This is a genomic window from Pseudoalteromonas luteoviolacea (assembly GCF_021654285.1).
GTDB lineage: Bacteria > Pseudomonadota > Gammaproteobacteria > Enterobacterales > Alteromonadaceae > Pseudoalteromonas > Pseudoalteromonas luteoviolacea_J.
Window position 1 is genome coordinate 1 of sequence record NZ_JAKFZS010000024.1, and the last position, 22,512, is coordinate 22,512.

Consider the following 22,512-nt stretch of genomic DNA (forward strand, 5'->3'; position numbering starts at 1 on the left):
ATGCTTATGCCATTTAAAGAGTGCGTACTTCGGAGTTGAATTCGGGTTTATTGATTTATTAATTTATTGATTTATTTGTGTTGCTTTATTATATAATTATCGTTGTTATAATTGGGACTCTGATGGACTTGATATTAAATGGAAAAAATATGATCCCGTTCAAGAAAAATTTATTTTCATATACCTTCGTTGGTATGGCATTAGTAGGTTGCGGCAGCTCTGACGGTAATAAAGAAACTATTCAAAGTGCTGATAACCAAACTGCTGTGTCAGAAGCATCTACAGATACTTCTACAAAACCTGAACAGCAACCAGAAAGCTCAGAGCAAATTGAGTTGACTGTTCTTTCTCTTGCGCAAGATGCAGACATTGATCAGTTAACTACAAAGATCTCTGTTGAAGTAACAGATCCAAGTGCACTTATAAAAGAGTTGATTCTATTAGTTGACGGTGTAGAAGTTCAAAAGCTAACTCAATCTCCTTGGTTTTTTGATTGGAATAATTACTATTGGGCAAATTCATCTTCACTGAACCTGTCTGTCAAAGCAATTGCAAAGGATGGAAAATCGTACACTTTAGATGATGCTATTAAAGTGAATATGAGTGAGAAAATAGCTGAGTTATTAAAGTTTGAAAGTTTAGGTGACGCATCCTTAAAAGACACTGATAAAGTAACCGTAAAAATGGTCGCTGTTAATGGGGCTGCTTCTTACGAAATTGAATATACAGATGCTGAAGGAGAATCAGAGCACGTTAGAACAGAAGCCGTGAGAGCCACAATATCTGATTTAGCAGTTGGAAATTACTCACTCAGGTTTAGGGCTATCAATACAGAGAATCAAGCTGGTCCATGGTCTGATGCTGCTGAAATATCAATATTGCCACCAGATTTACCAGTTCTCTCAGATCCAGTATTTACTAAATCTAATGAAGGTTATCAGCTTGTTTTTGAGCAAACAGATTTAAGTACTGACACGGAATTGAATATTTCATTAATAAATGAAGTATCAGAACCTATTGATGCATCGGTAAAAGAAAATCATAAAGTCAGCTTTAATGGATTAAAGCCAGGTAATTTTCGTTGGAGTGCATCAATTACAAATCAGTATGGCCATCAATCACTTCGGTCTGTAGAAAAAGAACTTGTTCTACCTAACCCAAATACTCCTACTATCAGTTCGGTAACATTTACTGAAGAGAGCGGGCAATTTTTTGCTCAGCTAGAATGGGGTTCTGAAGATGATGCAGAAAGCTATAACTTGCAAATTCGAAATAGTAGCTCTCAAGATATTATTGCTATTTCAGAACCCGGTTTATCACTTACACAGAGTTTGGATGCTGGTGAGTATACGGTAGAAATTCAGCAGGTTGATATGGCTGGTGATACTTCTGCTTGGTCTACTCCATATGAATTTACGGTTGGCGAATTTGATATTGCGCTTGTTGTACCAGAAGTCAGAGATTCTAATTCACCCTTACCTAGCGTCATTGCGTTAGATAATAATGAGCATATTGTTTTTAGTGGTAATATCAGCCAAAACTCTAGCAAGTTCTTCAAAGTTAACGTATTGGGCGAAACTGTAATTGAGAAATCTATTGACCGCTCTGATAGTGAAAAGTTAGTTAAGCTAATACAGATTTCAGAGAATAAGTTACTTTCTATTGGTCATACAATTAATGCAATAAATGGGCATTCAATAGGCCTGCTAGTTGAATTTGATAACAATGGTGATGTTGTTTCTGAATATACTACTAGCACATTAATTGAAGGTAAGCTTAATTATCGTTTTATTGATGTTGTAGAGGCCAATGGCCGTGTATTTGTATTGGGCCAGCTTTCAGACACCAATAGTAACTTTATAGCTGAAATTAAGGCTCAAAATATAAGTAATTTTGTACTTATTGATTCTCATGATGGTAATACTTTGAATGCTCAATACCTTAATGTAACAGGCGAGGGTAATATTGCGATAGCTGGCCATGTGGGTTCAAAGTTGGTTGTGAGAAGTTTTAATACTGCTTTACAGCTCCAAAAAGAATGGGTCAGTCCTGATGATATTTCAACCAGTAGTCTTGAGGGCTTAATTGTAAATCAGGAGTCAATCGTAGTCACTGGTTTGGATCAGAGCCAGGTAAATGCTCATTATTTTAAGTTATCAAGTAACGATTTACAGCTTACTGCGAATTCAAGTGACTATGTTATATTCAATGCTGAGTTCCATCATGCGATGCAGTTGGCGCAAGACGGAACAATCAAGCTCTTTATTGATGAAGGTTCTTCATATAACTATCTTGTTGCAAGAACATATAATAGTGAGCTTGTGAGAGATGATCATCTTCAACATTATGAAAATATGAAAGTATATTCTGCACCTATTTTTGCGAGTATGAATTCTCAGCATGGAACACTGTTTACAGTAATGTGGGAGTTGGGTTCTAATCAGCTAAGAATACAACAAAAAGCTCAACGATAGCCCTGTTGTATAACTTATTTTAATCGCAGCTACATTTTATGTGGCTGCTTTTTGCTCTTTTCAATAGAAATCCCACAAGTACTAAAAACATTCTTTTATTGATGTGCTGTTTCACACGTAATACGGCTCAGAGAATTAGCTATGCATGGGCTTGATTGAAGTTAGTAAATACTAGTATTTTTACTAGCATTCACTGATGAGGGGGTTAACTTAATAAATGCGCAATACGTTTTAATTTCAGCTTATCCATCTCTACTTTTATTTCTGGTCCTTTTGCACCCAATGCAATCACCTCTTGTGCTTTAACATTACTGGCCGCTTTATATGCTTTGTTGAGTTCAATGGCTTTGTCGGCACAGTGATCATCAATGACTCGTACAGTGCTTATAAACACACATAAGCGCTCTGGACGACGCCATGCATCGAGCTGATTTAATATGGTCATGATGGTGTCAGCTTGCCAAGTATCTGATTGCAATAATGGTAAGTTTGCCTGTAAATCACGTAAGCTATCAGCATAGATTTTTGGGATCTTATGATCTTGCTCTAGATTGTATTCACTCAGATCAGCTTGATATTGCCAAAGGCTAAATGCAGATCTTAAATAGGTATCGTTGCTTGGAGATAAGCGCGCGAGTTGATCCGCTAATGTCTTAGCGGTTTCTTGATCCCATTTGGTTTGCCAAGGTGTGACAAATGGCAGGGCATTCAGATCCGCAAGCACATTGGCAAATATGTGGATAGCACCATCTTTGAGTGACTTTTCTATCTCCATCCATACCCGCTCTTTAGTGAGCGTTTTAAGCTCACCAGCTTCAACCATGGTAGTCATTAACTGCATGGTTTCATCGGCAATGGTAAAGCCCAAGTAGTGATAGCGCGCAGCGAATCGCGCAACACGTAAGATCCTCAGTGGATCTTCGCTGAAGGCGTCACTGACATGGCGCAAGATCTTATTGTCTAGATCTGCTTTGCCATGATAGGGATCGATCAAATTACCTTGATCATCTTTGGCAATGGCATTGACGGTCAAATCACGGCGGATCAGATCATCTTCTAGGGTAATGGTCGGTGCAAAGTCGCAAATAAAGCCCGTATAGCCTTGTCCTTGCTTGCGTTCGGTGCGTGCTAAGGCGTGCTCATCTTTACTTTCTGGGTGCAAAAATACAGGGAAGTCTTTGCCAACTTGTTGATAACCCAATTTGAGCATATCTCTGATTGTCGCACCTACTACAACATAGTCTCTTTCTAATATAGGTCTGCCGAGTAATTCATCTCTGACGGCACCACCGACCAAATACACCTTCATAGTTATCCTAATACGTCATTATTTCATGTTTCACTATGGCACTATCATCTTGAGTTTAAAATGTTTGTTCCTAAATTTGTGAAAAATTCAGTGTCGATTAAGCAAACAATGTTTTAACTTAAAGTGATTTTTTGCCATTATAGGCAGCATTCTAACAATAAAGAGACAGCACGTGTATTTACGCTATTTTGGTTTAACGGAAAAACCGTTTTCAATTGCGCCAAATCCTGAGTTTCTATTTTTAAGTGATCGCCACAAAGAAGCGTTGGCGCATTTAACCTATGGACTTGGTGACGCCGGCGGCTTTGTATTATTGACAGGGGAAGTGGGCACAGGTAAAACCACCGTGACGCGCAGCATGTTGGCGCAATTACCCGAGTCTACGCAGGTTGCGTTTGTTTTAAACCCAGCACTGTCCGAAATGGAATTGTTAGCCAGTATTTGTGATGAACTGCACATTGACTATGATGCAAAAGAAGCAACGCTGAAGTCATTAACCGATGTGATCAAAAAGCGTTTGTTAGATAATCATGAGCAAGGTGGCCACACTATGCTGATTATTGATGAAGCACAGCACTTGGCTGCAGAAGTGTTAGAGCAGCTTCGTCTATTGACTAATTTAGAAACGGATCATAAAAAGCTTCTGCAGATTGTGTTGGTTGGTCAGCCTGAACTCCAGCAGTTACTGCAACGCAACGAGTTGCGTCAGTTAGCACAAAGGATCACTGCGAGATACCACTTGCTGCCGTTGACTGAGTCGCAAGTGTTTTCTTATATCAAGCACAGGCTGAATAAAGCAGGTTGTCAAAACCATCTATTTAGTAATGAATCAGTTGCCTATATTCACCAAGTCACTGCTGGGATCCCAAGGCTTATCAATTTACTGGCGGACAGGTGTTTACTTGGCGCTTATTCTGCGCAGCAACAAGAAGTCACTAAGCAGATAGCGCAACAAGCTGCCAAAGAGGCCTTGCCGCTTAATTTGATCCCAGAACAACAAACCAAAAAACTCAATGTGCCGATGTTAGTGTCTGGTTGGGTGGCCGCAATGTTTGTCTGCGGTTTTGGTCTTTCATATATTTTTTAATGGTGTGCCATGTCTTATCTTGTTAATGCATTAAAACAATCACAACAACAATCAAAATCTGAGCAAGACTATGTACAAGCACGTCAATCTGCACAGGTTGCATTTTATAAACGCTTGAGTCTTGGACTAGGCGGTGGGCTTATTAGCATTTGTGCGCTAAGCGCAGGGTATTTTCTTGGTCAGTCGGTGCAAACACCTGACAATGATCAAACACTGGTAGCTGTTGAGCCAGTATCAGGTGCTGAGGAAACCAAGGGGGATACAGAGGTTGATGCGGTTAAAGCGGACTCGGAGATTACTCAGGCTGAGTCCAATGCGCCTGATCAAGTTGTCGCAAACACTGCACTTACAACCCCCAATGTTGTAGCTAGCGCACCGGTTATGACCAACCAAATGCAACAACCTGTATTAATGCAGCAGCCTATGGTGCAGAACCAAATTCACTACCAGTGGATGTCAGTGCAAGTAGGCTTCGATGCCAGTGGCCGAGCTGTTTATTCTCAGCAGTTGGTCCCTGTGAATAGCCAGGGCCAAATTGTTAATGTACCGGTACAAGCGCAAATGCCACAAACTCAGCAATTTGCAACCGCAGGGCAAATTGTGCAGCCAAATATGGCTTATACACAGCAGCCAGTCGCGATGCCTAATACAGGGCAAGTTTATAATCCGAATATGACACAAGCGTATACCGGAGCGCCGCAACCTAATCAGTTTAATGGCACTCAAAGTCGTGAAGAAGATGAGCTAGCGGGTGTGTCCGATGAGCTGAAAAAAGCCTTTGAAGCAGCTGTGGCAGAAACCCGCCCGACGTTTTCTGTGGGTTCAGAGGAAGACAGTGACGTGATATCTAGTAGTAAAGAAACAGCACACGCCACACCGGTTGAGCTACTTCCTTTGAAGCTACAAAATAGTATTCCATCTTTGCGTTATCAAGCACATATCTACGCCACAGAGCCTGATAAGCGTTGGATCAAAGTGAATAACCGTGAGTTATATGAAGGTGACAACCTAGGTGCCTTGACCATAGTGGAGATCACACCAGAGCAAGCTTTGTTTGATTTTGATGGCATTGAATTTACCCTTAATGCCATGCAGGATTGGATCCCTTAACCTATCGGCGATGACCTTAGCGCTCAGGGCGCTAAGGTAGCATAGAGTGGCGGAAAAACTTGATTAAGTCTAAACCAAACTCTTCAGGCTTTACCGCGGCCTCTAACTCATCATCAATGCGCTTGTCACTTAAGTCGACATCTCTTACTTCAACATGAAACATGTTCTTTGCATTGTAAAACACTTTCACCACAGGTTGTAAAGGCGACACTGGGTTGCTCGCTGCAACAATACCTACGCGATGGCTTTTGAGCTTAACTAAAGTGCCTACTGGATACATACCAATGCAGTGAATAAATTGGTTTAGTAAGTTCTCATCAAATTGATGTGGGCATCCTGCTTTGAGCTTTTTGAATGCTTTTATGGGGGCCATACCCACTTTGTAGACTCTGTCTGCGGTCATGGCGTCATAAACATCGACAATAGAAATCATGCGTACATACTGTGATAGCTCGTCCCCTTTTTTTGAGTATGGATACCCTGTGCCATCTAGCCTCTCGTGATGAAAGCCTGCTATTTCAGCGGCAATTTCACCTAATCCACTGTCTTTAACAATATCGTGACTATATTTGGCATGCTCTCGCATGATGGCAAACTCATTTTCACTGAGCTTGTCTGGTTTTTGCAATATTTCATCAGGGATTTTAATTTTACCTATGTCGTGCAATAACGCACCCGTTGCCAACTCTTCTATGAGTTCGCGATCAAACCCGAGGTGCTTGGCAAAGATACTCATTAAAATGGATACGTTTAAAGAGTGCTCCAGCAGGTAGCCATCTTTTTCACGGATCCGTGCGATGCAGGCGAGGGCGTCTTGATTTCTAAACACTGAATCAATAAAACCTGAGGCCGTTTCTTTAAACTCCGCGATATTGATTTTTCGACCTTCTTTTATATCGGAGAACGCCTTCTCTTGTAGCTGCTTTGCTTGCTCGTACATCTTAACAGCTTGGCCAAGCTCAGCTTCGACTGGGACAGATTTATGCCAGGGATCTGGTTTAGCAGAAGTGATCACTTCTTCTATGATCTCTGGTTCGGGTTGGGACTGATCTAATGTTTTGTCGGGATCGATCTCTACTTCTAATACACCGGAGTGGATCAAGTTGTTGATCCCTTTTTCATCTCTCACCCAGCCCTGATTTTTTACCCGTACGTGCCCGGCTTGTTTGATCACGCCAACAACAAACATACCAGGTTGCAACTCTTTGATATTTATTGTTTTCACAGTATAAAAACCCCTTGTGTAGAATTTAAGCTTAGCAAAGGCATATCAAAATGAAAGCGCAATAGTGCACAGATTATGAACATTTTTTCCCAGCGTGAGTGCCATAAACAGTTGCATTTATCAGCAATTGTTTGCAAGCTGGAACGACTTTTTCAATTCAATAATAATAACGTTATGAAAACATTGCTCACATCAATGGCGCTATTGTGCTGCGTACATCACGCTGCTGCCAGTAATCTAGAATCCGCAGTAAACCAGTCGCTTCCTAAATTAGAAGCGCTGTATTTACATCTACACCAGAACCCTGAGCTATCTATGCAAGAACAGCAAACGGGCGCACGTTTGGCTAAAGAGTTAAAAGCATTGGGCTTTGACGTCACTGAGCGTGTGGGAGGTTATGGTGTTGTGGGGCTGATGAAAAATGGTGATGGACCCACAGTGATGATCCGCGCTGATATAGATGGTTTGCCAATTATTGAGCAAACCGGAAAGCCTTATGCCTCAAAAGTGCGAGTAAAAGATGCTAACAATAACATGGTCGGTGTCATGCACGGTTGTGGCCATGATATTCATATGACCAGCTTTATTGGTGCTGCAGAGCAGTTGGTAAAAAAGAAACATCAGTGGCAGGGTACATTAATGATGGTGGCGCAGCCTGCAGAAGAAGTGGGCGCAGGTGCGAAGGCGATGCTCAAAGAAGGGCTATTTAGCAAATTTGCCAAGCCTGATCATGTGCTTGGTTTACATGTCAGCGCATCGCTGCCAGCAGGTAAAGTTGCTATCTCTCCTGGCTATGCTTTAGCCAATGTTGATTCTGTAGATATTATTGTAAAAGGGCAAGGTGGTCATGGTGCCTACCCGCATACAACCATTGATCCCATCGTGTTAGCGTCGCGCATTGTACTTGGGATCCAGACTATTACCAGTAGAGAGATCTCACCGCTTAAGCCTTCTGTGATCACTGTGGGATCGATTCACGGTGGATCTAAGCATAATATTATTTCTAATGAAGTGAAATTACAGCTGACTTTAAGATCTTATGATAGAGAAGTGAGAGATCAGCAAATAGCAGCGTTAAGGCGACTGACGAAAGGCGTCGCCCTAAGTGCTGGATTAACGCCTGAGCAAGCACCTGTTGTACATGTGCACGAATCAGAAAGCATTCCATCAACTTATAATGCACCTGCTCTTGCTAATGCGGTGACAGTCAGTATTAAAAATGAATTGGGTGCTGAGAATGTGGTGAAAGCTGAGCCTGTGATGGCGGGTGAAGATTTTGGTTTATACGGGCGCACGGATGACAATATTCCAATCACCATTTTCTGGTTAGGGGGCGTAGAGCCAAAAGCATATGCTGATGCGCAAACACATGGCACTAGTTTACCTTCGTTGCATTCAAGCAAGTTTGCGCCAGATTACCCATTGGCTTTAAAAACAGGGGTACGTGCCATGACGGCCAGTGCGTTAGATCTCTTTAATCAAAAGTAAGGAGCCGTGCCAGAGCCTAAAAAGGATCTGGCGCATTAAATTGCATCATCTCGCCACTGACAGGGTGGCAGATCTCCAACATTTGTGCATGTAGCTGCAAACGCTCTGCGGCTTTAAGGGCATCACCTGTCGCGTATAGCCTATCACCTAGAATTACATGACCCAGTGATTGCATATGTACCCTTAGCTGGTGAGAGCGACCTGTAATGGGCGTAAGTGAAACACGTGTTGCGTTTGGTTCATATTCAAGTACTTCGTAATGGGTCAGTGATGGCTTACCCGATTCATGACAAACTTTTTGCTTGGGGCGGTTAGGCCAGTCACAAATGAGTGGCAGGTCAACTGAGCCTGTTTTACTTTCCAGTCGACCATGTATACGGGCCACATAGCGCTTCTTCGTCAGTCGGTCTTGAAATTGAATACTTAAAAAGCGGTGTGCTTCTTTGTGCATGGCCAAACATAAGATACCTGATGTCGCCATATCTAGGCGATGCACGATTTTTGCAGTTGGAAATACCCGATTGATGCGGTTAATGACGCTGTCTGCATGTTTTGGATCTTTGCCTGGCACTGTCAATAAACCACTTGGTTTGTTGATCACCAACATATGATCGTCCTGATATAAGAGGCCTAGATAGGGATCGGTTGGTGGGTTGTAATTTAATAGCACTGCAAAATTCCAAATTTGATCGAAAACGGGCGTATTCTAACTGGCTACGATCAAAAGGCCAAGTAAACCCTAGTTGCTTGGCACAATGGTTAATTCAATCCCAAGCGCTTGGATACTGCTTTGTACATCTTGTCGTATGCCCTTATCGGTGATCAGATGGTTGATCTTATGCGCAGGCACAATCTGGTAAGTTTTGGTTTTATCTAGTTTGTCATGAGGTCCCATTAAAACGGTGCGATCAGCTTGCTCAATGGTGGCTCGCAATACTTCAGCTTCTTCAAGGTAACTGACGCAAAAGCCGTGCTTGGCATGAAATGCACAGATCCCCATAAAAACGATATCAAAGCGGATCTGTTTGAGCATTTCAATGGCACTGTGGCCAACAGTGCGCATAGCGGGCTTAAACATTTTTCCGCCAATTTGGATCACCTGCACCTGAGGTTGCTGCATGAGATCTTGCACAATCAGCGGGCAACCGGTGACAACAGTTAAAGGTAAGTTGGCTGGCAAGTTTTGTGCGAGGTAACGACACGTTTCGCCAGAATCAATAACAATGGTTTGTCCCGCTTCAAGCATATTGAGTGCGGGTTCTAAAAAGCGCTTTTTTGAGGGATCCGGTGTATTTAATCTGTCAAAATAATCAGGTGTCTCTTCTTGCATCACCAAAGCACCGCCATGAACACGGTGTAACAGTTTTAACTCTCCTAGCTTGTTGAGATCTCGTCTGATCGTGTCTTCACTGACAGCCAGTGATTTAGCCAACTCCACAGACGTGATCCTGCCATGCAGATTAAGTTGCTCTAATATTAATTGATGTCGTTCTGCCAATAGCATTTTGCATGTTCCTGCGCTTTTTTGCCGAATTTTACTTGATCTTAGGGGGATCGCAAGCGTATTATTTGCATGTATATGCGTTTTTTTGCGTCTTTAAACTTTTATTTGCGTGTTCTTGCCTGTTTAAATGGAGGGAAATATGGATTATTACTGTAATTTGTCAAAGTACCGAGGTGCTATTTTTGATATGGATGGCACACTTGTCGATTCTGATACCGCGATTGCCAAAGCCATTGCGCCTTGGTGCCAACGGCATCAGCTCGATATTGAGCAAGTATTAAAAGATGGCCGAGGTGTTCGTTTCGAAGATTATGTAAAGCAACACTTACCACACTTGGATCTTCACCAAGAAGTTAAGCATTTTGAAGGTGCAGAGGCCACATTTGCAAAGTATGTTGAAGAGATTGCTGGCGCAAAGACTTTCCTTACTCATTTTCAGCACTTGAACTTACCATGGGCGTTAGCGACTTCAGCAGATCGTGATAATGCATTGAAAAGGATGCAAACATGCGGCTTACCGAAACCCATGCATTTAATCGGGGCGGAAGATGTCCAACAAGGTAAGCCAGACCCTGAGCCTTTCACCGCGGCTGCAAGTAAGCTGGGCTTGCCCTGTCGTGAATGTGTGGTGTTTGAAGACTCTGATGCTGGCGTTCAAGGTGCATTATCTGCCGGGTGTGACGTGGTGGTAGTCGGGCGGTTTTGTCAGCTATCACATCCCAACATTGTGGCTAGGATAAATGACTATACAAATTGGAATGCAAAGCTGCTGCATGGGAGGCAAGCATGTTGAAATTGACTTGGGCGCACTTTTTAATGAGCAGTGAACGTCACTGGGATATGGCTGGCGTATTGTTTGGGGGAATAGGCGCCTTTGCACTGCTTGGGCAATTACTCAATGAACTTAATCGCCAAGGCGATAGCACTTTATCTATGAGCTTTTTATTGGGTTATGTCGTGGTCTTTATGTTTTGGCTGCTTTATGGCTTGAGGTTTAAACGCCCAGCTATTGTGATAACGAATACCATATGCTTGATATTGCAAGCTTCGCTTCTGCTGGTTGTCATTGGATAAAAAGGGGGAAAGCCCCCTTCTAAAAACTCCCTATAACTGCTGATAAAAGGGAGGTGCATCATTATTGAGTTTAAATATACCAGGGACACCCGATTGGCAGTTTTTGCCGGGCTCATATTGGCAAACACTGAGTGTATTGCGCGTAAACTTGGTGATTTCAAAAATGTATTCTTGCTGATTGATATAGGTATGCAGTTTACCTTCAATCACTGCAAAGGTGCCGTTACCTTGTTCAGTTGAGACTTGATTGACGATTTTACCGTCCATGTCAGGCAGTGCTGAAAATGAATATGTGCTGCTTTGTCCTTGTATCTCTAGTGTTAAGTGAGCAAGGCGTAAAAAGTCGCTATCAAATGAAGTTACGTCCAATTGATCATTGTGCTCGACTTTCATTATCCATTTACCCCCATTTTGTAATGGGCCTTGTGGGTAGGCTTCAGTATTCATATTGTAGTTCAGATACAAGGTGTTACCTTGCTTAGCGATGAGTTCGTAATAGAACTCGCAGCTGATGTAACAGGTATTGTCAGGACAGGTGTAAACATCTCCCATTAATGGATGAGTCAGTTTTTTGCGTACCATATGTGTTTGTTGGTTGATAGACCAGTTTGTAGCGGTGCCTACAACCCCTGGGACAGCAATATTATCTGGGTAAAAGTGGTGTTTGGTAAACTGTGTTTGCCATTGACCTGTGACCAGCTCTTCATTTAGCACTGTATCTTGCTGCGCTATCATGTGTCCGTGCAGCCATTCACTGGTTTGATTTATCTGATTAGTACGTTTGGCGATAAAGCGCAGACCGATATCATCAATGTGGTTAAAAATGCGTAAAACATACCTTGTTTTATCTTCACCATTTTGGAAATTAATAATTAGTCGTTTATCGCTTATTCGCCAATTGGCTCTGCTTTGTACACCATTCCAATGCTCAACTGTACCTGTGCCATTTGAATGGAAAGTAACTTTTGCTGTTGTTTTTTCATGCGTATCTGAGTCGTTTGGTCGGGTTATTTCATCTACATAATCTATCACCCAAGTTTTGCCGATGAGCTCAAGATGCCAAGGGTGAAGTTGGTGTGGTTTAATAAGTGTCGCCGCGAACTGCTGTGAAAAAGTCGTTAGTCGTGTATTCGCCTCTTTATGCCAGATCTCAAAATGTTGTGTGTAGTGTGTTTTTTCTTTTAAATGAGTGGGCTCAAAAGTGAAAGCAACTAATTTTAATACATGTGTTTCCTGATTGGAAAGAGAGTCTTCACCAAGCACTTGTGGCTGAGCTAATTGCACTTGTATGAGGTTTTTAGGGAGTTTTTGCCATGTACCAGTTAATTGCTCAGTTCTGAAAATCGAAGCGTGGCCATCCGCTTTTAAAGAAATTTTATAGGCATTACTAAATTGTTCTTCATCGAGTAAAAAGTAATGGCCCTTTAACTGAGTTGAAGCGGCATGTGCAAGCACAGAGCTTAAACTGAGCACAGTGAGTATCACTAGCGATATTATTGTTCTTAACTTCATTATTATCATTTCCTTGATTGTTGGAATATTAACCAACTTATCAAGTAGATGATTTATTCACAATAACTCAGAAAAGAATATGAAATTAATAATAGGGAGGCACAATGAAGCATGAGAGGTTTAAAAACAGGCAATAAAATGTACTCTTATTGCCTGTTTTTTGGTTTGAAATTACTGGTTAGCAACCACAATTAAACGGATCGCATCCAGTTTTACCTGCGCTTTAGAGATGTGCTCACTGAGCTGTGCTTTTTGCTTATCAAACACCTGAATCTCTTCATCACGGATATTTGGATTAATCGCTTTGAGTGCACTTAAACGAGTTTGCTCTTCGTCTAAGCGTGTTTGCATATCTGCTTGAGCCTGACTTTGCAATGTGTCTAGTTGCTGATTAGCAATATCCGTCGCCTTGGCAATAAGTGGGTGGATCCCCGATTGCAATGCATTGGCTAGCTTGCTGGCAGTTTGGCGTCCTACAGCAGACAGCTGCTGGTTAAATGCATCAAATGCGACATTCTCAGCCAAGTTATTACCTGTTTTATCCATCAATACACGAATAGGTGTAGGCGGCAAGAAACGACCCACTTGCAGCGACTTAGGCGCAGAGGTTTCGGCAACGTAAATTAGCTCAACAAAGAAAGTGCCTACTGGCAGTTTGTTGTTTTTCAATAGCGCCACGGATGCGCAGCCGAAGTCATCATCACAGATCATGTCCATAACGCCTTCAACCATTGGGTGATCCCAACTGATGAATTGCGCATCTTCTTGAGATAGTGAAGTTGATCTGTCAAATGTTACTGTCATGCCATCGTCTTTCAAACATGGGAATGACGGATTAAGCATGTGCTCTGTGGGTTTAAGAATAATGGTGTTCTCGCCTTTGTCTTCTTGGTTTACACCAAAAATATCAAACACATTAATCATATAAGCTGGCAAGACTACATCATCATCGAGTTTCTCAATTTCAGTGACGATTTGCTCTGCACGACCTTGGCCGCTTGAGTGCAGTTCAAGAAGCCTGTCTCGACCTTGTTCCATTTTTGCACGCAGCACTTTGTTTTGCTTGGCAACTTGCTCAAGTAATGGATCTAGTTCTTCTTCATCACAGTTATGCGCCGCGATAAATTCAAGCAGATCTTCAGAGAACTCTTTGTAAAGCAATTGACCGGTTGTGCTGGTGGTTTCGAATGCATCTAATGCTTCGTTATACCAACGCAATAGCACTTCTTGAGCGGTATTGGCAAAGTAAGGTACATGAATATTGACGTCATGTTGTTGACCAATACGGTCAAGTCGACCGATACGCTGTTCTAACAAATCTGGATTTAGTGGCAGATCGAACAACACGAGGTGATGTGAAAACTGGAAGTTACGACCTTCAGATCCTATCTCAGAACATAACAACACTTGTGCACTGTCATATTCATCAGCAAAGTAAGCGGCCGCGCGGTCACGTTCAATGATTGACATACCTTCATGGAATACTGCTGAACGAATGCCTTCGCGCTCGCGTAAAGTTTGCTCGAGGCTGATTGCTGTTTGTGCTTCGGCACAGATCAAAAGCACTTTTTCGTGCTTTAACTCTTTAAGCTTTTCAATCAACCAATTAACGCGTGGATCAAACTGGGTCCAACTGGCGCTTTCACCTTCAAACTCCTGAAAGATTTTTTCAGGGAATAGGGCGCGTAATGCGCTTTTCTCTGCAGTTTGGATACCGCCCATACTACCAAGGACTGACATAGCCGTTTTATATTGCTTTGGCATGTCAACTGGGTGCGCATGGACTTTACGACCGGGATAGCCATCAATGCCACTGCGGCTGTTACGGAACAAGATACGGCCTGTACCATGACGGTCAAGTAACATGCCTAATAGCTCTTGCTTCGCTTCTTGTTCTTTTGTAGCAACGCGCTTAAGAAGTTCTGAGATATCTGTTTCTTTTAGAAGCTCAGTAATGGTCGCGGTCGCTTTGTCGTCTAACTGCGTATCTTGCAGTAGTTGATTCGCCGCATCCGCAATTTCTTTATAGTTACTTTCTTCTGCAACAAACGCGTCATAGTCATAGAATCTATCTGGGTCTAATAACTGCAGGCGAGCAAAGTGGCTGCGATGGCCTAATTGATCAGGTGTCGCGGTCAATAAGATGAGACCCGGGATATCTTGGCTGAGTTCAGCAATGCGCTGATATTCAGTACTTGGTTTATCTTTTTCTACGGTAAGGTGGTGCGCTTCATCGACCACAAGCAGGTCCCAATCCGCAAGGGTTGCTTGCTCAAACCAGCGACGTTTCTTAGTGATAAACTCAAGGCTGACCAAAACCAATTGCTCGGTCTCGAACACATTAGGTGAGTCTGCAAATGCTTCGTCGCAACGCTCTTCATCAAAGATGGAGAAACGTAAGTTGAAGCGGCGTAACATTTCTACTAACCACTGGTGTTGCAAGCTTTCTGGTACCGCAATTAGTACACGGCTAGCACGACCAGTTAGGATCTGCTGATGCAAAATCATACCGGCTTCAATGGTTTTACCCAAGCCCACTTCATCAGACAATAAAACACGTGGTGCAAAGCGTTGTCCCACTTCATCAGCGATATACAGCTGGTGTGGAATTAAGCTGGCACGTTGGCCGATTAGGCCTTTAAGATGAGATTGTTGACGGTTAAATTGGTGCTGCCATGTTTGATAACGCAATGTATAGCGGTCAAACCTATCCACTTGACCTGCAAATAGTCTGTCCTGTGGCTTATTAAACTTAATAAAATGATCTAAAAAGGTTTCTTTAAGGCTGACGGTTTCTTCTGTGTCTAGACGAACACCATGATAGCAAAGCAGATCCCCTTGCTCTTCGATGCTCTCTACACGCATTTCCCATTCTTCAACACTGCGGATCACATCCCCAGGATTAAATGCTACTCGAGTCACCGGCGCTTCTTGTACAGAATAAACGCGGTTTTCTCCACTGGCGGGAAACAGAATGGTTACTTGTCTACCTTCTAAGGCGACAATGGCCCCTAAACCCAAATCTGATTCGGTATCGCTTATCCAGCGCTGACCTAAGGAAAAATTCATGGTTTTCTCATCTTCGCAGAAAAAAGGCGGCTATGTTACCGAGAAGCAAAGCCTTGTTCAAGATTGTAAAAACACAATAAATGTGCCTTACAGCGTGGTATTGCGTGGGTTTTACAAGATAACTGATTCATATTCGTTGTTTGCTCACCGTTGATTGTTTTTTATTGTGCAATAGTGGCTATTAAGCATAGTCAAACATCACTATTATTGGAGATAAAATATACGAATTGAATCATTAAAAAAAGTGGTACAGGGGGAGTGTGGAAATAAAAAGGGACATTTCGGCAAAAGGTTTTTTGTCATGAAAACGACTTTTGTGACAAATAGACTAAAATTAAGTTAGAGCGATGTATTGTGTGGCGAGCAATACACAGTTCAATCATAGAAATTGCAGACGAATAGGAATGCACTATGGGAAAAGATGACCTCGACCGGAAAATTTATGTACTAGACACCAACGTTTTACTTCACGAACCCCTCGCTTACCTTTCCTTCCAAGAACATGATGTTGTGATCCCCATGACCGTGTTAGAAGAACTTGACCACATCAAAGATAGAAAACGTGATGTAAGTCGAGATGCAAGAGTTGCTATTAGAAGTTTGGATGATGTTCTGACCAATGCGACTCCAGAGCAAATGCTAGAGGGCGTTGATTTACCAAAAGTACAGCGTGACCCCAATAAACCTGCCAGCAGTGGCAAGCTCATCATCGTAAACGACCATTTGTATCCAGATAGTATTTCTGGACTACCTGGTAATGAAAACGACCACAGTATTATCAACTGTGCGCTACAACTTCAAAAACAATACACAGAAAAGAAAGTAACCTTGGTAACCAAAGACATCAATATGCGCCTCAAAGCAAAGGGGGTAGGGCTGAAGTTTGTGGAAGACTACCGAACAGATCAACTCATTGATGACATTAACTTACTGACCTCAGGGTATAACAAATTTGAGGGAGACTTTTGGGCAAGTGTGGGTGAGTGCCAAACTGAGCAGCAAGGGAGATACAGTTTACACAAAGTACCAAAATCTCGGATGCCAGAGGTATTTTATAACGAATACCTTCTTGATGGCGGGGAGCACTTTGCGGCACGTGTAGTGGGATATGATGAAGCACATGTGACGTTAAAAGACATCAGTGTCGAGCGGTTACTGCATCAGCAAGCTTGGGGCGTTAAGCCCAAAAATGTATATCAAGGGATGGCACTGGATGCACTGTTAGACCCTAACATTGAGCTGGTGGTATTAACCGGTCCTGCCGGTTGCGGTAAAACGCTATTGGCATTGGCCAGCGCCCTTGAAATGATCATCGAAAAGGGCATATATGACAAGGTGATCGTGACGCGAAATACCCCTGAAATCGCAGAAAGTATTGGCTTTTTACCCGGCACCGAGGAAGAGAAAATGGCACCTTGGTTGGCAGCCATTACAGATACGTTGGAGGTGCTGCATAAACATGACGAAAGCCCAATATCGAGCCGTAATTACATTATGGAAAAGGCCAATATTCAGTTTAAGTCGGTTAACTTTATGCGTGGTCGTAGTATTCAAAACGCGGTGGTGATTTTAGATGAGAGCCAAAATTTAACGGCTTCACAGCTTAAAACCATCATTACGCGCTGCGGTGAGGGGACCAAGCTTATCTGCACAGGTAACTTGGCGCAAATAGACAGTAATTACTTAACGCCAGTGACCTCGGGGCTAACTTATATCGTGGAGCGATTTAAAGACTTTGAGGGCAGTGCGACCATCAATCTCAATGGGGTTGTTAGAAGTCGATTGGCCTCATTTGCTGAAGAAAACTTGTAATATGTAGCCTGTAAATATCAACCAGTGTATTCGATATACACTGGTTTTTCATTTACAAATAGGGGGGTTACGATGTGAATCACTTGCTTATCTGAACACTGCTCGCTAACCTTTCAAAAAAAGATGGAAAGAACTAATACAGGCCATTGAATGGACATTATGTCAGAGTTTCAGCCACTCAAAACTTATCGAAAATCTATCTGTGTTGCGTTATTAATTCCTTTAATTCTCGCCATTGTACTGTGTTTTCATTTATTCAATATTAAGTTAGAGCGTCAGTACGCCGTTTACCAGGTGCAGTTTGCTGCGGTATTGGCGCAAGTTGATCAAGCTGCCAGTGCCGCAAGCACAGTTATCGGAAGTATTAAACGCGGATTAGATACTCCCATCAAATACCAACTAAGTCGTGATGTCCAGCAACAGGTGCGTCAGCAATTAGGTTACTATTATCATCGCTTGCCAGAACAAGGTGGGGAGCTGGTTGGGCTGGGGACGTACAAAGCATCTCCCCGTGTGCTAGAACATTGGTTGCATGTGATGGCGCTGGGTCCGAGTTTTGATACGGCGTTAGCATTGATCAGTGAGTTAGAGGCGGTGGCCTATTTTAATGAGCATGGCTTTGCATTCGTTAAACGCCGAGATGAAACACAAAGTCATCTATTAACTGCCATTGTCGAAGGGCGTTTTAGTCCCAGAAAGGGCGTCTTGAGTAACCCAGATAGCAAGCAAGCTAGGCTATTTGGTAATACCTACTTCAGCATTGCTCAGCCAATTAACAGTGGCGGAAAATCTCATATTATTCTGATTTACAACGCTGAAAAAGTAACGGCTTTATTAGATAAATTGACCTTTGATGGTGGAGCACTGGCGCTGGTGGATGACAATGAGCAAGTGCTGGTGCAAAGTAGCTCGCCAGCGGGCTTGTTAAAGTCTTACTCTCCTGAGCGTGCTCGAGTATGGCGAGGTGGTATTGAGTTGACCGGGGATATCCAAAATGCACCTTATGTACTTAGATTTCAGCAAACTGAAGATGCGTTTACTGCTGCTATTTTCGAAGAGGTCATGGTTGAACTTAGTTTCTTAGCCCTATTTATTGTATTTACTTTTTGCTCCTTTTTATGGCTTAACGGGCAGGTTTTTATTCGTCCGCTTAAACATTTTGTTCATTATCTAACGAAGCAGGATGGAGTCGACTCAGAAACGCTTGATTATTCTGTACCAGTGGATTGGCAGCCTTGGTTTAAAGAGATCAAAGATGTTGTGGTGCAAAGGCAAGCACTGATTGAACAAATGGAAACACATAATGCACGGTTGGATGAGCAAGTACAGCGACAGAAAAAAGCGCTGTCACGAAGCTTTGAAGCCAAGGAGCGTCAAGCTGCGCTGCTAAATACCGTGCTTAATTCAGTACCCGACCTGATTTATTTTAAAAACATTGATGGTTCATTTATCGGGTGTAACCAAGCATTTGAGCGCTTTATTGGGGTAGTGCAAAGTGATCTGGTTGCCAAAGAGCACCAAGAGGTGAGTCAAAAGTACCTAGCGCTGTTGGATCTTGAGCAGGCTATGGAGAGCCATAGTATTCCATTGACTGAGATCTTAGAATTTGATGACAAGGCCTATTTAGTGAGTGTGTCTCCGTTGTTTGATGAGCAGGGAAGCAGAATAGGTAGTTTGGGGATTGCCCGCGATATCAGCGAGCAGCAGCAAGCGATGAATGCGCTTCGGGCTTCGGAGCAAAACTTTAAAGCGGCGATTAAGCATGCACCCAATGGCATTTTACTTGTGTCTACTGATGCAATGGTTTTAGAGTTTAATCGTGCTGTGCGTAAGCTATTGGGCGGAGTTGAAACCGGTCAGCCTTTAAGTACGCTTTTTGCTCAAGGGGAGTTAGAGACGCTCAATGGGGTACTAGATCAATTACTTGAAGAGCGAAAGGGCGTTAAAGTGCTTAGCTTGTCACAAAGCGAGTCATCTTTGTGGTTGCAATTGAGTGTATCCTTAGTATGGGATAAGCAAAAACAGCCTAAATACTTTGTGATCCATGTACAAAATGTCACTGCCTTGACCAAGGCAAAAATAGAAGCCGAGCGTGCCAATAGAGCAAAAAGCCGCTTTATTGCCAATATTAGTCATGAGATCCGCACACCGCTCAATGCGATTCTCGGGTTAGTTGGGATATTAAAACCGAGTCTGACACAGCCGCAAGACAGTGAGAAATTAATCCATATCGAAACCGCCGCAAAACAATTGTTGACTATGCTCAGTGATATATTGAGTTTTGCTCGTTTGGAGAGCGGTCGTACCAAAGTACGTAATAAACCTTTCACTATATTGAGTTTAATGAATAGCTTAAATGCCTTGATCCAACCACTAAGTGATGCCAAGGGATTAACACTGAACCTCCAAGTTGCAGCAAATGTTTGGCCTGAGTTCATTGGCGATGAAGCGCGTATTAAGCAAATCTTGGTTAATCTGATGGGGAATGCCGTTAAGTTTACGCAACGTGGTGAAGTTGGCTTAAGGGTTGAGTCTAAATGGAGCAAAGAAGGAGAGCAGTGGCTGTCTTTCTCTGTTTTTGACACCGGTCCCGGTATTAAAGAAGACGAGCAAGCACGATTATTTGATGCCTTTACGCAGGGTAACGAGTCAAGTTCAAGAGAGTATGAAGGGATTGGTCTGGGCTTGGCGATTGTAAAACAGCAAGTAACGCTGTTAGGTGGGAAAATTGAGATCCACAGTGAGGAAGGCGTTGGCAGTAATTTTGAGTTTGAGCTTATGCTACAAACGCAAAACCGCACTCACATGACCAATCAAGATACGATATGTTTGATATCGACACATCAGCCTCCGGATTATCTAAGTCATTATCACATTACTTGCTTTGCTAATTTTGGAGAAGCGCTGACACAGTTGAATAAGTTTGCTTATATCGCATGTGATGATACTGAGGAAATGAGCTATTTGTGCCATCATTTTAGCGATATCGCGCCTGAGAACTGTTTAGGGTTGGTGGTACCGAGTGATTTAAAATTGGCGTCAGCGCTTCAAGCACCACTGAATACCCTAAAGATACCGCAGCATATGTTTTACCAGTCTTTGTGTTTGGCACCGTTTGAGCAAGGTATCACAGAAGTTGAAGGTCAAACACGTCTGGCAAATTCGCTTTGTTTGGTAGTGGATGATAACGCGTTGAATCTAGATATCTCAAAAACGGTATTGGAGCAGCATGGGGCGGTTGTCGTAGCGCTTTCAAGTGCACAGGATATAGTACAGATATGCCAGGCCCTTCAGCCAGATATGGTGCTTATGGATATTTATATGCCGCACATTGATGGTTACCAAGCGACTGAGTTATTGCGCAAAGAGTTAAGTAAAAAGGACCTCCCCATTATTGCCTTGACGGCGAATGCACATGAGCATGAAAAGGAAAAAGCGTTTAAGCATGGTGTGAATGCTTTTTTGGTGAAGCCTATCTCTCCTCAAGACCTGTGTTCAGCATTATTGCCTTATGTAGGCACTCAGCCATGTGTTTTTGATAAAGCCTTTGCAATGACGCAGTTGATGAACAACCCTAGTCTGGTAAAAACAATGTTGAATAAGTTTGCTAAACTATGTGATGAATATGTGAGTGAACTACTCGCAATAGAGAGTAACCAGCAGTTGGCAGATATTGCACATAGCATCAAAGGCGCATCCGCAGGCATAGGGTTAACACGCTTGGCCGAGTATGCCAAATTGGTAGAAGCGAATTCTCGTTTAGACACTGCTGTGAATGCACCAGTGGAGTATCAAGGTGTGATACCGCAAAATGCCTCTTTGAGAGATGAGCTGATCATACTTATCCGCCAAGCTCAGCAGTTTATTTTATTGGAAACAAAAGGAAGTTAAATGCAAAAATCGGCCAATATATTAGTGTTAGATGGGGATCCTCTCAATCGTGTTGTGCTTGAAAATACGTTATCTGATGAGCACTTGGTGATCAGCTGTGCTAACAGCGACAAGGCGTTTGAACGGCTACTACAAACACAAATTGATTTGATCATTGTTGATATCCTCATGCCTGATGATGAAGGGCTCGATTTTTTACTGCAACTTAAGGCTGATCCAAGCTGTTATCAAATTCCCGTGATTGTTATCTCAGCGAGCAACAGCTATCAAGATGAAGCGAGAGGGCTATTGCTTGGCGCAGTTGACTATATTGTGAAACCATTTAGCCCCAATATCGTCAAAGCTCGGGTGAAAATACATTTAGCGATTAAGCAAAAAAATGATTTACTTGAGCGTTTGGCCAATATTGATGGCTTAACTGAGGTCCCTAACCGCAGAGCCCTTGATGAGACTTTAGCTCAGCTTTGGTATCAAAGTCGTGACCAGCAAGTTCCACTGTCTATTTTGCTCGTAGATATCGATTATTTTAAAGAATATAACGATAGCTGCGGGTTTAGTGCGGGCGATGAGTGCTTGGTTAAAATAGCGAAAGTGTTGCAAAGCATGACGCAGAAAGTAGAAGGGTTTGTTGCAAGATACGATGGCGTGCGCTTTGTTGCTTTGATGAATAAGCGCAGTGCAGATCAAGCCATGTCATTGGCATCGGCCATGCATCAGGCTGTCGATGCGTTGTCTATTCCACACCCGAGTTCACCGATTTGCGCACATGTGACCATCAGTATGGGGGTGGTGCATGTACATGAGGACTTTTCTGGTGATCAAAATGACAGCTTGGAGTTAGCAGATGAAGCTCTACTACAAGCACATCATCAGCAAGAGCGGGTTGTTTTAGTGAGCCGCTGACTAAGAAAAAAGCCGCATAATGCGGCTTTAAGTAGGGAAGTATGTCAAATCTGT

General features: G+C 42.7%; 15 protein-coding genes. 9 read left to right on the plus strand and 6 right to left on the minus strand.

The features are described from left to right. The first annotated feature begins 122 nt into the window (after positions 1 to 122). Complete coding sequence (locus tag L1077_RS19740; protein ID WP_237138632.1) at positions 123 to 2,474, plus strand: hypothetical protein; 2,352 nt, start codon at positions 123 to 125, stop codon at positions 2,472 to 2,474. 205 nt (positions 2,475 to 2,679) lie between these two features. Here L1077_RS19740 and L1077_RS19745 read toward each other — a convergent pair whose 3' ends face one another. After that, a complete protein-coding gene (locus L1077_RS19745) occupies positions 2,680 to 3,783 on the minus strand; it encodes a tRNA nucleotidyltransferase (protein WP_237138633.1) in 1,104 nt (367 codons plus the stop codon). A gap of 172 nt (positions 3,784 to 3,955) precedes the next feature. Between L1077_RS19745 and L1077_RS19750 the strand changes: the two genes are divergently transcribed. Beyond that, positions 3,956 to 4,870, plus strand: coding sequence for an ExeA family protein (locus tag L1077_RS19750; protein ID WP_063362504.1), 915 nt, complete (start codon positions 3,956 to 3,958; stop codon positions 4,868 to 4,870). A gap of 9 nt (positions 4,871 to 4,879) precedes the next feature. Further along, positions 4,880 to 5,980 carry a general secretion pathway protein GspB gene (locus L1077_RS19755; protein WP_237138634.1) on the plus strand — a complete coding sequence of 367 codons (1,101 nt, stop codon included), beginning with the start codon at positions 4,880 to 4,882 and terminating at the stop codon, positions 5,978 to 5,980. A 31-nt stretch (positions 5,981 to 6,011) separates the two neighbouring features. Here L1077_RS19755 and L1077_RS19760 read toward each other — a convergent pair whose 3' ends face one another. Further along, entirely contained in the window at positions 6,012 to 7,205 is a 1,194-nt protein-coding gene (locus L1077_RS19760; RefSeq protein WP_237138635.1) for an HD domain-containing phosphohydrolase, read from the minus strand. A gap of 195 nt (positions 7,206 to 7,400) precedes the next feature. Here L1077_RS19760 and L1077_RS19765 point away from each other — a divergent pair, with 195 nt between their 5' ends. After that, a complete protein-coding gene (locus L1077_RS19765) occupies positions 7,401 to 8,693 on the plus strand; it encodes an amidohydrolase (RefSeq protein WP_440589554.1) in 1,293 nt (430 codons plus the stop codon). Between the two features lie 16 nt (positions 8,694 to 8,709). Here L1077_RS19765 and rluA read toward each other — a convergent pair whose 3' ends face one another. Together rluA and L1077_RS19775 are read right to left on the minus strand one after the other, a co-directional pair. Further along, positions 8,710 to 9,363: a bifunctional tRNA pseudouridine(32) synthase/23S rRNA pseudouridine(746) synthase RluA gene (gene rluA, locus L1077_RS19770; protein ID WP_237138637.1), complete on the minus strand. Its 654-nt coding sequence runs from the start codon at positions 9,361 to 9,363 to the stop codon at positions 8,710 to 8,712. A 69-nt stretch (positions 9,364 to 9,432) separates the two neighbouring features. Continuing rightward, the gene (locus tag L1077_RS19775; protein ID WP_237138638.1) at positions 9,433 to 10,197 is read right to left on the minus strand and encodes a DeoR/GlpR family DNA-binding transcription regulator; all 765 of its coding nucleotides are present in this window, start codon (positions 10,195 to 10,197) and stop codon (positions 9,433 to 9,435) included. A 139-nt stretch (positions 10,198 to 10,336) separates the two neighbouring features. Between L1077_RS19775 and L1077_RS19780 the strand changes: the two genes are divergently transcribed. Then, positions 10,337 to 10,990 (plus strand): HAD-IA family hydrolase, encoded by a 654-nt coding sequence (locus L1077_RS19780; RefSeq protein ID WP_237138639.1) that lies wholly within the window; start codon positions 10,337 to 10,339, stop codon positions 10,988 to 10,990. After that, positions 10,984 to 11,271 (plus strand): hypothetical protein, encoded by a 288-nt coding sequence (locus L1077_RS19785; RefSeq protein WP_237138640.1) that lies wholly within the window; start codon positions 10,984 to 10,986, stop codon positions 11,269 to 11,271. The genes L1077_RS19780 and L1077_RS19785 overlap by 7 nt, the downstream gene beginning before the upstream one ends. Before the next feature lie 30 nt (positions 11,272 to 11,301). On the opposite strand, the gene L1077_RS19790 is transcribed toward L1077_RS19785, so the two are convergent. Both L1077_RS19790 and rapA read right to left on the minus strand, forming a co-directional pair. After that, on the minus strand, positions 11,302 to 12,783 hold the full coding sequence (locus L1077_RS19790; RefSeq protein ID WP_237138641.1) for a hypothetical protein: 1,482 nt from the start codon (positions 12,781 to 12,783) through the stop codon (positions 11,302 to 11,304). A gap of 171 nt (positions 12,784 to 12,954) precedes the next feature. After that, positions 12,955 to 15,852 carry an RNA polymerase-associated protein RapA gene (rapA, locus tag L1077_RS19795; protein WP_237138642.1) on the minus strand — a complete coding sequence of 966 codons (2,898 nt, stop codon included), beginning with the start codon at positions 15,850 to 15,852 and terminating at the stop codon, positions 12,955 to 12,957. Positions 15,853 to 16,263: 411 nt separating this feature from the next. On the opposite strand from rapA, the gene L1077_RS19800 reads away from it, so the two are divergent. The 3 genes from L1077_RS19800 (at position 16,264) to L1077_RS19810 (ending at position 22,458) form a co-directional block, all read left to right on the plus strand. After that, positions 16,264 to 17,664 carry a PhoH family protein gene (locus L1077_RS19800; protein ID WP_237138643.1) on the plus strand — a complete coding sequence of 467 codons (1,401 nt, stop codon included), beginning with the start codon at positions 16,264 to 16,266 and terminating at the stop codon, positions 17,662 to 17,664. Between the two features lie 150 nt (positions 17,665 to 17,814). Beyond that, on the plus strand, positions 17,815 to 21,555 hold the full coding sequence (locus L1077_RS19805; protein ID WP_237138644.1) for a hybrid sensor histidine kinase/response regulator: 3,741 nt from the start codon (positions 17,815 to 17,817) through the stop codon (positions 21,553 to 21,555). After that, positions 21,556 to 22,458: a diguanylate cyclase domain-containing protein gene (locus L1077_RS19810; RefSeq protein WP_211035705.1), complete on the plus strand. Its 903-nt coding sequence runs from the start codon at positions 21,556 to 21,558 to the stop codon at positions 22,456 to 22,458. The last annotated feature ends 54 nt before the right edge of the window (positions 22,459 to 22,512 follow it).

What these genes read in the sequence shown, in the direction of transcription:
- L1077_RS19775 (WP_237138638.1), bottom strand. Translation starts at nt 10,197, where the DNA reads ATGCTATTGGCAGAACGACATCAATTAATATTAGAGCAACTTAATCTG.
- L1077_RS19740 (WP_237138632.1), top strand. Translation starts at nt 123, where the DNA reads ATGGACTTGATATTAAATGGAAAAAATATGATCCCGTTCAAGAAAAAT.
- rapA (WP_237138642.1), bottom strand. Translation starts at nt 15,852, where the DNA reads ATGAATTTTTCCTTAGGTCAGCGCTGGATAAGCGATACCGAATCAGAT.
- L1077_RS19755 (WP_237138634.1), top strand. Translation starts at nt 4,880, where the DNA reads ATGTCTTATCTTGTTAATGCATTAAAACAATCACAACAACAATCAAAA.
- L1077_RS19780 (WP_237138639.1), top strand. Translation starts at nt 10,337, where the DNA reads ATGGATTATTACTGTAATTTGTCAAAGTACCGAGGTGCTATTTTTGAT.
- L1077_RS19745 (WP_237138633.1), bottom strand. Translation starts at nt 3,783, where the DNA reads ATGAAGGTGTATTTGGTCGGTGGTGCCGTCAGAGATGAATTACTCGGC.
- L1077_RS19765 (WP_440589554.1), top strand. Translation starts at nt 7,401, where the DNA reads ATGGCGCTATTGTGCTGCGTACATCACGCTGCTGCCAGTAATCTAGAA.
- L1077_RS19800 (WP_237138643.1), top strand. Translation starts at nt 16,264, where the DNA reads ATGGGAAAAGATGACCTCGACCGGAAAATTTATGTACTAGACACCAAC.
- L1077_RS19785 (WP_237138640.1), top strand. Translation starts at nt 10,984, where the DNA reads ATGTTGAAATTGACTTGGGCGCACTTTTTAATGAGCAGTGAACGTCAC.
- L1077_RS19790 (WP_237138641.1), bottom strand. Translation starts at nt 12,783, where the DNA reads ATGAAGTTAAGAACAATAATATCGCTAGTGATACTCACTGTGCTCAGT.
- L1077_RS19805 (WP_237138644.1), top strand. Translation starts at nt 17,815, where the DNA reads ATGGACATTATGTCAGAGTTTCAGCCACTCAAAACTTATCGAAAATCT.
- L1077_RS19810 (WP_211035705.1), top strand. Translation starts at nt 21,556, where the DNA reads ATGCAAAAATCGGCCAATATATTAGTGTTAGATGGGGATCCTCTCAAT.